The sequence below is a fragment of the Streptomyces cinnabarinus genome (assembly GCF_027270315.1).
GTDB classification, from domain to species: Bacteria; Actinomycetota; Actinomycetes; order Streptomycetales; family Streptomycetaceae; genus Streptomyces; species Streptomyces cinnabarinus.
Genome location: NZ_CP114413.1, coordinates 7,230,023 through 7,243,094, shown reverse-complemented (window position 1 = coordinate 7,243,094; position 13,072 = coordinate 7,230,023). Strand labels below are relative to the sequence as shown.

Sequence of the window (13,072 nt, the reverse complement as noted above, 5' to 3'; positions counted from 1 at the left end):
CGGGCGGGTATGGCTCCATGACTGCCACCCCCGCGGTCCAGGGGCCGTGGGGAACCCCCACCTGCCGGCAGCGTCCCCCTCGCGACCTGCGTCAGGGCCGGTCCTAGGGGGACGAACCGCTCATCGTAGTCGAGGGTCGGCGGGAGGTACTTCCCGGGCGGGGGGCGGGGCTTGAGCATCCGGCGTCCGGTGCCGACGAAGGCACACGTGTGGTACACGGCATGGGTCGAGCTCCCGCTCAGTGCTTGAGGATCTTGGACAGGAAGTCCCGGGCGCGCTCGCTCTCCGGGGCGGTGAAGAAGTCCTCGGGCGCGCGGTCCTCGACGATCCGGCCGTCGGCCATGAAGACGACGCGATTGGCGGCCGACCGGGCGAAACCCATCTCATGGGTGACGACGACCATGGTCATGCCCTCATGGGCCAGTTGCCGCATGACTTCGAGGACTTCGTTGATCATCTCGGGGTCGAGCGCCGAGGTCGGCTCGTCGAAGAGCAGCGCCTTGGGCTCCATCGCGAGGGCGCGGGCGATCGCCACCCGCTGCTGCTGGCCGCCGGAGAGCTGGGCGGGGAACTTGTCGGCCTGGTCGGCGAGTCCGACGCGGTCGAGGAGTTCCCGCGAACGCCGGTCCGCCTGCTCCTTCTTGCGCCCCCGGACCCTGACCTGACCCAGCGAGATGTTCTGGAGCACCGTCTTGTGGGCGAAGAGATTGAAGGACTGGAAGACCATGCCGACGTCCGCGCGCAGCCGCGCGAGCGCCTTGCCCTCCTCGGGCAGCGGCTTCCCGTCGAGCAGGATGGTGCCGGAGCGAATGGTCTCCAGCCGGTTGATCGCCCGGCACAGGGTCGACTTGCCCGACCCCGAGGGGCCGATGACGACGACCACCTCCCCCTTGCCGACGGTGAGGTTGATGTCCTGGAGGACGTGCAGCTCCCCGTAGTACTTGTTGACGTCGTGCAGCTCGATCAACGGATCGACGACCATGCCCAGCCCTACCCACTCTCAGCTGTGTCTGGTTGCCGCAAGCTATCCAGATAGGACTGGAGTTAAGGTGCGACACGCACTTTTCGGGCATTAGCCGTATTTAACCCGCAGCTCAGGCCAGGGATTCATGCCTCCGCGACTTCGGCGTACAGCTGCGAAAGCTCGGGCGCACCACTGGAGGCCCACTCGTGCCCCGAGGTGACGACATCGAACTCACGGCCCGAGGAGAGCCGTACGACGGGCTGGCCGTTGGGCCAGATCTCCCACTGGGCGCCGGGGACCGTGCGCACGAGGACCGTGCCGAGATAGAGGCCGGCGTCGTTGCCGAGCCAGGGCAGCACCTCCTCGTCGTCCCGCCAGCGCGGAAGCAGCTGGTCGAGCGCCTCCAGCGAGGCGGCGGAGTCGTCGAGCCGGATCCCCTCCCGGGCCGCCTGGGAGCGGAGCAGATCGCACTCGGAGAGCAGCTCGGCGATGCCCTCGTGAGTGTCGTCGCCGTCCGCGAACACGGCTACGCCGCGGGCCGGAGAGTGCCGCTTCCGCCAGCCGCCCAGGAAAGGGATGTTCATACGCTCAGCCTCGCACCGACCATGCCACCGGCACCACCGGCACGCGGGAACCGACCGCCCGGATACCTCTTGCCAAAGCTTATTCATTCTCCGTAGAGTTCATCAGGTCATGAGTTCAACGAATGTTGACTTTGGCCTTCCGGGAGGCGGGGACCCGTGCGGAAGATCCCATTCCAGGTGAACGAGGGCGGACTGGTCGCCCTGCTGCCCAACGGTCATGTGGAGTTCCTCGCCGACTCGGCGCGGCAGCTGATCCTGCGGCACAACGCCGGACGGCCGGTGTCCGCCGAGGAGTTGATGACCCACGCGCTCAGCGATCCGCTGGTGACCCTGGACCGGTTCCATCTGTCCGCCCCGGCCATCGCGTTCGTGGAGACCACGAACCTGTGCAACCTGCGCTGCAGGCACTGCTACGCGGACTCCGCGCTCAAGCGGCCCGACGAGATGTCGACCCCGCGGATCAAGGCCCTGCTGGACGAGTTCGCCGAGATGGGCGTGCTCCAGGTCTTCCTCACCGGGGGCGAGATCTTCTCGCACCGGGACGCGGTGGAGATCATCCGGCACGCCCGCAGCAAGCCGTTCTCCACCCAGATCTTCACCAACGGCCTGCTCATCACCGAGGAGAAGCTCGCGGCGATCCCGCCCGGCCAGTCGTTCTTCATCAGCTTCGACACGGCCGACCCCGAGCGCACCGTGCGCGGGCGGATGGACTTCCCCAAGCTCCAGCACGCCTTCGAGATGATGCGCAAGCACGGCCATGTGTTCCGCACCGCGATCTCCGTCCACCGCAACAACATCCAGGACGCCGAGGAGATCTTCGAGTGGTGCGCGGAGCGCGGCTATCCGCGCCCGCAGTGGCTGGAGACCCACCCCGTGGGCCGCGCCCTGCTCCACCCCGACATGCTGCTGCGACCCGAGGACGTCGACGAGGTCTTCGAGGTCTACCGCAGGTGCATGGAGCGGTACTCGACCTCCCCCGAGACCGACTCCGGCACCGAACCCGCGAGCGCCCCCGGCACCCAGCCGGGCCGGCGCGCCGCGGACGAGATCCGCGGGGTGGACACCATCCAGTTCTGCCAGCGCCTCGAACGCGCCGTCGGCCAGGAGAAGTGCGGCCGCTCGGTCGTCTACGTCAACAGCCGCGGCGACATCTACCCGTGCAGCAACTGCATGTCGGGACAGCTGCACCGGGCCGGGAGCATCGCCGAGCGGTCCTTCGCCGAGATCTGGGAGAGCGGCTTCGACGCCTTCCGTGACATCCGGTTCAGCGACCACAGCGTGTGCGGGAGCTGCCCGGTGGCCAAGGAGGACATCTGGTGCCAGTTCCGGTGCCCGCCGCTGGCCCGCAATCTCACCGGTGACCCGAAGGGGTGCGGTGCCACCGAATACCTCCAGGAGTTCATGCTCCGCTCCGGCCGCTACTGGCGCGAGCGCAAGCAGCGCAACGTACGCCTGACTCTCACCCCGCGCTAGACGCGGCCCGAGGCCGCACGGCCCGGCCCTGCGCCGGGCCCCACCGACCCCGCTCCCGATGACGTGAGCGGGCCCCGTCCGGGGGCGGCGCGACCGCTGCCGCCCCTCATCGAAGGGAACACGGACATGCCCGAAGAGAAGAAGGTCATCCGCATCCACCTCGAGCCGGGCGAGGAGGGCGTGACGCTCAGTGCCGTCGGCGCCGCCTCGGCCACCGCGCCCAGCGAGACCCTCCTGGTGGAGGCCACCAACATCACCGAGGCCACGGTCATCGAGGTCGAGATCTGACCGACTCCTGTCATGAGAAGGACCGGAGCACTGCAGGACCCCCCGGGCTCGTAGAGGGACGGGCTCGCGGAAGAGCGCTCGAGGGACCCCCGGGACCGCTGAGGGATCGGGAGCGGGGGCGAGCGCTGCACGGCCTTCCCGGCCCGTGAGGGACGGGCCGGGAAGGGCCGCGCGAACGTCAGGCGCGGCGTGACCGACGAACGGGGGCCGACCCCGGACAGGAGACGAGGTCGCGATGAGCAAGGCGGTTGCTTCAGCCGGCACGACAGCCGTGCGCCCCGGCACGGGGCTCGCGCGGCTGCTCCAGGAAAACCCGGCCCTCAGGATCGGCCAGGACGACTACAACATCAACGTGACGGCCAACTACGGCGACCGGCTGGACCCTTCGGAGGTCGCCGAGGCCCTGCGCGCCCACCCGGGCGCCGGCCGGCCCGCGCACCTGTACTTCCATGTGCCGCTGTGCGCGTACATCTGTCACTTCTGCAATTACGTCAAGCGCAGGGTCCCCGGCGGCGCGGAGGGCGAGCGTGCCTCGCGGGTGTGGACGGATCTGCTGCTGGAGGAGTCCCGCCGCCGGCTCGCGCACGCGCCCTGGCTCGCCGAGGCCCGGATCGAGTCGGTCTACCTGGGCGGCGGCACCGCGTCCCTGCTGGGCACCGAGCAGTTGGGGCGACTGGTCGGGCACATGCGGGCCCACTACACGCTGACCGACGACTGCGAGATCTCGCTGGAGGGCAACCCCGACAACTTCCAGCACGACGAGCTGGCCGAGGCCTGCGCGATCGGCTTCAACCGCTTCAGCGTGGGCGTGCAGTCGCTCCAGAGCGAGGTCAACGCCTTCGCCGGACGCGGCCACGACGCGGAGATGTCGCTGAAGGCGATCGAGAAACTCCGGGCCACCGGGCGGCCGTTCAACGTCGACATGATGTTCGGGCTGCCGCACCAGACCCCCGGGAAGGTCGCCGACGACATCCGGCGGCTGACCGATCTGGAAGTGCCCACGATCACCATCTACCGCCTGCGCAACGCCGACCGGGCGAAGATGGGGATCGGCAACCGCGCGCTGTGGAACGTGGAGAGCGTCCGCGACCGGCTGCGCGAGGAGCACGTCTTCCCCGGCCTGGACGAGACGTACGAGATGCGTGAGGCCATCGTGGAGCTGCTGCTGGACGCGGGCTACCACCCGAGCCCGTGCGGCTGGTGGAACCGGCCCGGCATCTACCCCGAGGGCAACATCCCGCGCGTCTCGCGCAACAAGTGGCAGCGCCACGACTCGATGATCGCCTACGGCCCCGGCGCCTACGGCTGGCTCACCGGCGACGACGACACGGTCGTCCAGACCCACAACATCGCCGACATCAGCGGCTACGCCCGGCTGATCCAGAACGGCCCCGAGCTGCCGCTGGCGTTCGGGCGGCGGCTGGTCGGCCTGGAGGCGGTCGGCCTGGTGCTCGGCTTCAACTTCAAGGCCAACCAGCCCATCGACGCGGGGCGGTTCAGGCGCCGGTTCGGCGTCGAGCTGTTCCACGACGAGCCGTTCGCCGGGGTGTTCGACGAACTCCTGGAGCGCGGACTGGTCGAGCCGGTACCGGGGGCCGCGGAGAGCGTCATACCCACGCTGGACGGCGAGGCCCTGCACGAGGAGATCATCAGTGTCTACTTCCACCAGCGCGTCGGCTCCTTCGCCGAAGCCGTGTGCCGGAGGTGACGGCGTGAGCGTGCACCGCCATGTCCAGTGGCGCAAGGACTCCGGCGGGGAGTCCTACCGCGTCCTGCGGTCCTTCCCCGCCGCCCCGGCGAGCGCGACCGTCCTGCTCGCCGCGCCCGGAAGCGTCTCGGCCCTCGACGGCGAGGGCCGGGACGACCTGCTGCTCGCCGGACTGACGGAGCGTCTGGTGACCGCCGGACGGCAGGTGTTGCAGTGCGACATGCCCGTCCGTGACCCGAAGTCCCCTTTCACCGAGGCGGAGTTGCAGGCCAGGGTGGAGCGGCTCGGTCAGCTGGTGCGTGGGAGCCGGCACCTGACGGCCGGGCCACTGACCCTCGTGGGTTTCTCGCTCGGCGGCCAGGCCCTGCTGCGGCTGCTGGAGTCGGGCTCTCCCCCGCGCGCCGACCGCGTGGTGCTGGTGGGCACGGTGGTGGACGAGGACGTCTTCCTGAGCTCGCGCGTCCCCGCCGTCGAACTCGTCTACGGCAGCCGCGACCTGATCGGCTATCTGGTCGAGGACTCGGAGGGCTCGGACAAGAACCCGCAGCCCGCCGTCTTCGAGCCGGGCATGTACGGCGACTGGTCCGCGCGCCACGTCATCGGCTCGCCGACCCCCGAGGTCCGGGTCCATGTACTCGAAGGGCTCGGCCACACCCTGCACCCCGTCGGTCCGGGACCCGCCCGTGACCCGTTGCGGGCGCTCACCTCCCTGGTGGGCATCGCCTCTTGACGCCGCGTCAGCACACAGCACGAACAGGAAAGGGAAAGAAATGCCCGCGAGTGAGACGCTCTCCAGCCGGCGGTTCGACAAGATCGCCAACAACTTCGCCACCAGCGAGGTGCACAAGTCGAGCCCGACGATGGCCGCCCTGCACGAGACGCTGGGGCCGCAGACGGGCAGCGCGATCTGCGACGTCGCCTGTGGCGCGGGCCATCTGGCGCTGTCCTTCGCCGAGGACTACCCGGCCCGGCTGGTGGGCGTCGACCCGGCGCCGTCCATGCTGGAGTCGTTCCGGGGTCTGGCCGCCGAGCGGCAGGTGACGGTGGAGACCGCGCAGGCCGTCGCCGAGGAACTGCCCTTCCCGGACGCCTCGTTCGACCTGGTGGTGTCGCGGCTCGCCCCGCACCACTTCCAGGACATGCCGAAGGCGGTCGGTGAGATGACCCGGCTGCTGCGGCCCGGCGGGCGGCTGGCGGTGATCGATCTGGAGGGCCACACCGACCCCGTGTTCGACGCGCTCAACCATGAGCTGGAGATCCTGCACGACCCCACCCATGTGCGCAGCTACACCCTGGACGAGTGGGTCGAGTTCTTCCAGGGCGCCGGGCTCAACGTCCCCGTCGCCCGCGGCGGCCAGGCGGAGAGCCGGACCGGCGTGCCGGTCAAGCGCTGGTGCGAGATCGCCTCCTCCGGCGCCGAGGCGGAGGCCGCGATCCGGCGGCGGCTCGCCGAGGCCCCCGAGGCGCACCGGGCGGCGCTGGGCATCCGGCAGGAGGGCGAGGAGTTCTTCATCCCCGTGCGCACCTGCATGCTGATCGGCGTCAAGCCGCTGAGCGGGGTGCGCTGACATGCCCGTCATCAGGCTGTTCTCGCCGGACGCGAGTCCCGGCCCCGCCGCGCTGGAACAACTCGCCGCCGACATCACCCAGTTGCTCGGACTGCCCGCGGGCCACTGCTGGGTGTGGTGGCAGCGCCTCGAACCCGGCACCTACCACCGGCCCGAGTGGCGCGCCCCGGACTCTCCCCCGGCCCCGGTCGGGTTCGTGGTCTGCAAGGAGAGCTACAGCAAGGACCAGGTGGGCGCGCTGCTCCGGCTGCTCCAGAGCAGGCTCTCGGAGCTGCTGAACGTCCCGGCCGACGAGATCTTCCTGACCGTCCAGCGGGCCGTCACGGGCGAGTTGCTGGTCCGCGACGAGGTGTGGTTCGCGCACCTGGAGGAGCCCCGGCCGAACGCCGTCACCGACCTGGTGCCGATCGGGCGGGTCCACAGCGACCGCAGCGACCTCTCCGACGACTACTGGGGCGACGTGACCTCGGTGATCCGGCTGGACGGCGGGCGGTTCGGACCGGAGGCGCTTCTCGGCCTGGACACCTTCTCCCATCTGGAGGTCGTCTTCCACTTCCACCGGGTGGCCCCGGAGAAGATCCACACCGGCGCCCGGCACCCGCGGGGCAACCCCGACTGGCCGCGGACCGGGATCTTCGCGCAGCGTGCGAAGAACCGACCCAACCGGATCGCGGTCTCGCGCTGCAAGCTGCTGAAGGTGGACGGGCTCGATGTGCATGTGCGTGGCCTGGACGCCGTGGACGGCACTCCGGTGCTCGACATCAAGCCGTATCTCACGCAGTTCGGGCCGCGCGAGGAGGTCGTACAGCCCGCGTGGGTCGACGACCTGATGCGGGACTACTACTGAGCCTGCCGCACCCCGAACGCTCCACCTGAACCTCCGCCGATCGGAGCCGACATGAAGAAGTCCGCCGAGCGGGAGCGGCTGCCGCGCAGCGCGCTCGTGCTGCTGGCCGCGGTGTTCGTGGACGCCCTCGGCAGCGGGCTCTACATGGCGGTCTCGGTCGTCTTCCTCACCCGCTATCTGGACCTGGGCAGCACTGAGGTGGGGCTCGGGCTGGGTGTCGCGGGCGCGGTGTCCTTCGCGCTGCTGGTGCCCACCGGGATCCTGGCGGACCGGGCCGGTCCGCGCCGGATGCTGATCGCCGCCCATGTGGCCCGGGCGGCGCTGCTGGCGTGTTACCCCTTCGCGTCGGGGTTCGTGCCGTTCCTGTGCGTGGTCTCGCTGCTGGCGGTGGCCGACCGGGCCGCCTCGCCGCTGGTGCAGGGGCTGTTCGGGGCGGCCGTGGAGGCCGGGCAACGGGTGCGGGCGATGGGGATGGCCCGGTCGCTGCAGAACCTGGGGCTGTCGCTCGGCGGACTCGCGGCCGCCGGGGCGCTGTTGTGGGACAGCGACGGGGTGTATCTGGCCGTCGTGTACGGCAACTCGCTGTCGTTCGTGCTCGCCGCGGTGCTGGTGACCCGGCTCGGGGCGGGTGGCGCGGGCGGCGGCCGGCCGCTGCCGTGGCGGCGCCGCCTCGCGGTCTTCCGGGACCGCCGGTTCACCGTGCTGACCTGCCTCAACTCCGTGGTGAGCCTGCATGTGACGGTGCTGACGGTGGGCATCCCGCTGTGGGTGCTGGCCCATGACGAGCTGCCCCGCTCGGTGATCGCCTGGACGCTGGTGCTCAACACGGTCGTGGTGGTGCTGTTCCAGGTCCGGGCGACGCGGGGGATCGAGACGGCCGAGGACGGCGGCCGTGCGCTCCGGCTGAGCGGGCTGCTGCTCGCCGTCGGCTGCTGCGCCCTCGCCGCCACCGGCGCGCTGCCCACGGCCGCGGCGGTCGCGGTGCTGCTCGGCGCGGTGGCCTTCCAGGCGTTCGCGGAGATGCACCAGCAGGCGGGCGCCTGGGCGATCTCCTACGACCTCGCGCCCGAGGACCGCCGCCAGGTCTATCTGGCTTTCTTCAGCCTGGGCAACGCCGCCCGCAACACCTACGGTCCGCTCGTCGTCACGTTCCTCGTGGTGCAGCGCGGAGCCGTCGGCTGGCTGCTGCTCGGTGCCCTGGCGCTCGGCTCCGGTGCCTGGGCGGCGCGGGCCGGCCGGCCGCCCGCCGCTCCCGGTGCGCCGCCCGCGCCGGCCGTATCGCTGACCGATGTCCAAGGAGAGACCCATGGCACCCACCCCTGAGCAGTCCGTCATCATCGTCGGAGCGGGACCCACCGGACTGGCCCTGGCCTGTGAACTGGCCGCCGCCGGAGTCTCCTGCACCGTGCTGGAGCGCCGCACCAAGCCGTCCGCGCAGTCCCGGGCCATGGCGCTGTACAGCAGGACGCTGGAGGTGCTCGATCTGCGCGGGCACGCCGACGCGCTGACCGCCGTGGGCCGGCCGGTCGGCCGGATGCAGCCCGCGCAGGGCGCGTCCATCGACTTTACCGGCATCGACAGCCCCTTTCCGGCCCTCTACGTGGTCCCGCAGAGCCGCACCGAGGAGGCGCTCCAGCAGCGCGCGATCGACCTCGGGGTCATCGTGCAGCGCGGCGCCGAGGTCTTCGGCGTGGAGCAGGACGCCACCGGGGTACGGCTGCATGTGCGCACCGAGTCCGGTGAGTGGGAGGAGACCGCGGACTACGTGGTGGGCTGCGACGGCGCACACAGCGCGGTGCGCGAGATGTCCGGCATCGCCTTCCGCGGCCGTACGTACGACATCGCGCCGATCCTCGCCGACGTGCGGCTGCGGAAGGCGCCGCCGGACGACGTGGTGATGCTGACCGGGGGCGGCGCGATGATGGTGTCGGTGCCGTTCGGGGACGGTCTGTACCGGGTCGCGGTCGGGCACCGGGACCATCCGTGGACGCGGGACGAGGTGACGCTGGAGGAGCTGGCCGAGCGGCTGACGGAGGTGCTGGGCTTCGACCCGGAGCCGTACGACGCGCAGTGGCTGGCCCGGTTCAAGATCCACCAGCGGCTCGCCGACCAGTACCGCACCGGCCGGGTGCTGCTGGCGGGCGACGCGGCGCATCTGCACTCGCCGCTCGGCGGGCAGGGCCTCAACCTCGGTATCCAGGACGCCGTCAACCTCGGCTGGAAGCTGGCCGCCACGATCCAGGGCTGGGCGCCGGCCGGGCTGCTCGACACCTACCAGTCCGAGCGGCGCCCGCAGGCGCAGCGGATCCTCAAGGCCACCGACCACGCCACCCGGATGGCCACCCACCCCTCCCCGGTCGTCACCAATCTGCGCCGGATGGTGCTGTCCCGGCTGCTGGGGCGGCGCCGGATCAACAAGTTCGCCGGTGAGGCGATCTCCGGACTGCGCGCCGGCTACGCGGGCCGGGGCCGGCCGGTCGCACTGGGCGGTGCCCGGCTGCGCCCCGGTCAGCGGGTGCCGGATCTGGCGGTGCCGCAGGCCGAGGGCGCGCCGGTGCGGCTGTACGAGCTGATGCGTGACGGCCGGTTCCTGCTGCTCGACCTGGGCGCGGACGGGACGGCGGCCGCGGTCTGCGAGTCCTGGGGCTCGCGGGTCTGCCCGGTCCGGGTGGACGGCCCGGTGCCCCAACTCTCCGGCGTCAGCACGGTTCTGGTCCGCCCTGACGGCTACGCTGCCTGGGTGGACAGCACGTCGTCGGCCACGGGCCGCGAGGAGCGCGTACGGCAGGCGCTGCACCGCTGGTGCGGCACCGAGGGCCCGACTCCCGCGCGCCGCACGACCACCGCCGCCGAGGCCGCCGGCCCGGCCCGGCCGGCCCAGGAGGAGACCGCCGAAGCCCCCGACTCGGAACCGGCCCGCGCAGACCGCACGTGACGAGAGGACACCGTGAAGGACCGACCGAGCCCGGCCGAATCCCTCGAACCGCCTCCCGCGCGGGGGCTTGTGCGGACCAGACGTGGAAAGGCTCGTCGCCGTGGCACACCAGCTGATGTCGTCGCGTTCCCAGCGGACCCGGGAGGCCATACTGCGCGCGGCCCGGATGCACTTCGCGGCCGACGGCTACCAGCGGTCGACGATCCGGGCGATCGCGGCGACGGCGTCCATCGACCCGTCCATGGTCATGCGCTACTTCGGCAGCAAGGAGCAGCTGTTCGACGCCGCTCTCGACGTGGACCTGGGTTTACCGGACCTCACCGGTACGCCCTGGGAGCTGCTGCCGCAGGAGTTGATCACGCGCTTCCTCGCGCCCTGGGAGGACGATCTCGACGAGGGTTCGATGCGGCTGCTGCTGCGCTGCGCGGCGACCAACGAGCGGGCGGCGGAGCATCTGCGGCGGATGCTGCACGAGCAGTTCACCAGCAGTCTGCGCGGCGCTCTGGGGCCGGAGCGTGCGGACGCGTGCAGCGGGGTGCTCGCGGCGCAGTTGCTGGGCGTGGCGTTCACCCGCTACGTCCTGCGGCTGCGGCCGATCGCCGATCTGCCGGTGGCGGCGCTGGTCGAGCTGGTGGCACCCTCGATGCGGACGGTGCTGGCGGCGGAGTGAACAGGAACGGTCAGAGTAAGGAAGAACCCAAGACTCCGCATGTTCATGGTCTGACGGTGCCCGACCTGATAAGGTATTTTCACTGTACAGTGAATTTCTTATTCCTCAATACACCACGCAAAGTGCAGTGATCTGATGAAATCCAGGCGCACAGACGGTTCCGTTTCACCATCCGAGGGACCCGAGCTGTCCGACGCCCCGGCCACCTACCGGGGCCGGTCCAAGCGTGCCCGCAGTGGGCGTCGCCCCGGGGACAGCGGCACCCGGGAACAGATCCTCGAATCGGCACTGCACCTCTTCGCCGAACGCGGCTACGCCCGCACGACGATCCGCGCCATCGCCGAGAGCGCCCAGGTGGACCCCGCCCTGGTACACCATTTCTTCACCAACAAGGAAGGCGTCTTCGACGCCGCGATCAACTCCCCCTTCAGCGTCTCGGCGGTGGTCGGCGAGGCGCCGCTGGCGGACACCACCACCACTCAGGCCGAGTGGCTCGCCATGACGTACTTCTCCTTCTGGGAGAACGAGAAGACGCGGTACGCCATGAAGGCCATCTACCGCGCCGGGCTCGCCGACGGCGCCACCGCGGAGGTCCTCAAGCACCGCATCGAGACCAGCGCCAAGGCCTGGGCGAACGCGTCGGGCTACAAGGAACAGCCGGATGCCGAGGTCCGCGTGGCCCTCGCCTCGGGACACCTCGCCGGACTGGCCATCCTCCGTTACGTCCTGGAGGTCCAGCCCCTGGCCGGCATGGAGTTCGCCGAGTTCATGGCCTGGGTGAAGCCGTCCCTGGAACTGCGGCTCTCCGCCGAGCTGAAACCGCGTCAACCCGCGGAGCCCGGGGCCGACGAGGACTGACCGCACGCGGCGAGCCGCTCGCCGTCGCACGCCGGACGGGCGGGACCGGGCCGAGGCCCTGGTCCTGCCCGTCCGGCGTTCGTGCAGGTGGGACAGGTCCGGGTTGCGGGCCCTCACACCTCGTCCCGCCAGATGGCCTTGACCGCGGTGAGGAAGATCCCGGGACCGGCGCCGAAGATCACGCCGTGCGCGCCCGACCGGGGCGGCTTGGCGAAGGTGCGCTCCAGCATGTCGAGCATGGAGACGGAGCCCAGGTTCCCCAGTTCGCGCAAGGAGTCGCGAGCCGGGTCGAAGATCTCCGGGGAGCATTCGAGCCCCTCGGCGAAGCAGGACAGGATCTTCGGGCTGCCGGTGTGACAGGCGGCGAACTCCGGCCCGTGGTCCGCGCCGACGGGCGCGTCACGCTCCAGCCACTCCTTCAGCTTCGGGGTCAGGCCCCGGATCATGTCGGAGACCACCGGGGAGTTGTGCAGATGCAGCCCGTCGTTGTCGACGTAACCGCCCACCACACCCCTGGCGTTGACCTCCAGGCAGTTCCAGGAATCCTGGATCTCCATGCGCCGGCCGGTCGACCGGTCCTGCACCACGCACGCGCCTGCTGCGTCGCCGACGAGCCCCTTGAAGATCATTCCGTCCATACCGGTGTCCCGCTCGTGGAGATAGTGGCTCAGCGTGTCGGAGCACACCACCAGCGCCTTGGTCTCCGGCCGCGCGGTCACCAGTTCGGCGGCCGTCGCGATCCCGAACGCCCCGCCGGCGCAGCCCATCTGGGTCACCGGGATGCGCCGGGCGGTGGGTGCGATGCCCAACCGCTCCATGAGCTGGATGTCCAGGCCGGGCATGGTGTGCCCGGTGGCGCTGGACGTCACCAGCGCGGTGACCTCCTCCGGCTCGAGACCGGCCTCGCGCAGGGTCGCGCGGGCCGCGCGCTCGGCGAGCTCCAGGCAGTCGTTCAGGTGCGCGCGGGTGCGCTCGGCGACCGAGTCGTCGTTCCTGAACTGCTCGGCCAGCGGGCGTGAGTACCAGCGTGTCCGTACGGTCGTGGCACGGACCACTTCGAAGACGCGGGCCAGCTTTGGGTGATCCGGATACAGCTCCGCGATGCGTTCCAGCACCTCCTCCGTGCTGACCTGATGGACGGGCAGGGCGACAGCGGGAGCAATGACGACAGGCACGA

The 13,072-nt window shown here is 70.7% G+C and carries 13 protein-coding genes; 10 read left to right on the top strand and 3 right to left on the bottom strand.

Translation table 11 applies throughout. From position 1 onward, the window contains the following. Window positions 1-238 precede the first annotated feature (238 nt). Both STRCI_RS32750 and STRCI_RS32745 read right to left on the bottom strand, forming a co-directional pair. Window positions 239-982, bottom strand: coding sequence for an amino acid ABC transporter ATP-binding protein (locus STRCI_RS32750; protein WP_269662571.1), 744 nt, complete (start codon window positions 980-982; stop codon window positions 239-241). Between the two features lie 125 nt (window positions 983-1,107). Continuing rightward, complete coding sequence (locus STRCI_RS32745; RefSeq protein WP_269662570.1) at window positions 1,108-1,548, bottom strand: DUF6278 family protein; 441 nt, start codon at window positions 1,546-1,548, stop codon at window positions 1,108-1,110. Between the two features lie 156 nt (window positions 1,549-1,704). On the opposite strand from STRCI_RS32745, the gene STRCI_RS32740 reads away from it, so the two are divergent. The 10 genes from STRCI_RS32740 (at window position 1,705) to STRCI_RS32695 (ending at window position 11,895) form a co-directional block, all read left to right on the top strand. Beyond that, window positions 1,705-3,021, top strand: a complete 1,317-nt coding sequence (locus STRCI_RS32740) for a radical SAM/SPASM domain-containing protein (RefSeq protein ID WP_269662569.1) — start codon at window positions 1,705-1,707, stop codon at window positions 3,019-3,021. A 126-nt stretch (window positions 3,022-3,147) separates the two neighbouring features. Then, entirely contained in the window at window positions 3,148-3,309 is a 162-nt protein-coding gene (locus STRCI_RS32735) for a hypothetical protein (protein WP_269662568.1), read from the top strand. Window positions 3,310-3,544: 235 nt separating this feature from the next. Beyond that, the gene (locus STRCI_RS32730; RefSeq protein ID WP_269662567.1) at window positions 3,545-5,017 is read left to right on the top strand and encodes a coproporphyrinogen-III oxidase family protein; all 1,473 of its coding nucleotides are present in this window, start codon (window positions 3,545-3,547) and stop codon (window positions 5,015-5,017) included. A 4-nt stretch (window positions 5,018-5,021) separates the two neighbouring features. Next, window positions 5,022-5,747 (top strand): alpha/beta fold hydrolase, encoded by a 726-nt coding sequence (locus tag STRCI_RS32725; protein ID WP_269662566.1) that lies wholly within the window; start codon window positions 5,022-5,024, stop codon window positions 5,745-5,747. Window positions 5,748-5,787: 40 nt separating this feature from the next. Next, entirely contained in the window at window positions 5,788-6,585 is a 798-nt protein-coding gene (locus tag STRCI_RS32720) for a class I SAM-dependent methyltransferase (RefSeq protein ID WP_269662565.1), read from the top strand. Between the two features lie 400 nt (window positions 6,586-6,985). Then, on the top strand, window positions 6,986-7,432 hold the full coding sequence (locus STRCI_RS32715; RefSeq protein ID WP_269664711.1) for an SAM-dependent methyltransferase: 447 nt from the start codon (window positions 6,986-6,988) through the stop codon (window positions 7,430-7,432). Between the two features lie 51 nt (window positions 7,433-7,483). Further along, the gene (locus tag STRCI_RS32710; protein WP_269662564.1) at window positions 7,484-8,755 is read left to right on the top strand and encodes an MFS transporter; all 1,272 of its coding nucleotides are present in this window, start codon (window positions 7,484-7,486) and stop codon (window positions 8,753-8,755) included. Next, window positions 8,739-10,367 (top strand): FAD-dependent oxidoreductase, encoded by a 1,629-nt coding sequence (locus STRCI_RS32705; protein WP_269662563.1) that lies wholly within the window; start codon window positions 8,739-8,741, stop codon window positions 10,365-10,367. Before STRCI_RS32710 ends, STRCI_RS32705 begins: the two co-directional genes overlap by 17 nt. 100 nt (window positions 10,368-10,467) lie before the next feature. Beyond that, window positions 10,468-11,037: a TetR/AcrR family transcriptional regulator gene (locus STRCI_RS32700; RefSeq protein ID WP_269662562.1), complete on the top strand. Its 570-nt coding sequence runs from the start codon at window positions 10,468-10,470 to the stop codon at window positions 11,035-11,037. A gap of 135 nt (window positions 11,038-11,172) precedes the next feature. Further along, the gene (locus STRCI_RS32695) at window positions 11,173-11,895 is read left to right on the top strand and encodes a TetR/AcrR family transcriptional regulator (RefSeq protein WP_269662561.1); all 723 of its coding nucleotides are present in this window, start codon (window positions 11,173-11,175) and stop codon (window positions 11,893-11,895) included. A gap of 113 nt (window positions 11,896-12,008) precedes the next feature. Here STRCI_RS32695 and STRCI_RS32690 read toward each other — a convergent pair whose 3' ends face one another. Then, the gene (locus STRCI_RS32690; RefSeq protein ID WP_269662560.1) at window positions 12,009-13,070 is read right to left on the bottom strand and encodes a beta-ketoacyl-[acyl-carrier-protein] synthase family protein; all 1,062 of its coding nucleotides are present in this window, start codon (window positions 13,068-13,070) and stop codon (window positions 12,009-12,011) included. Between the last annotated feature and the right edge of the window lie 2 nt (window positions 13,071-13,072).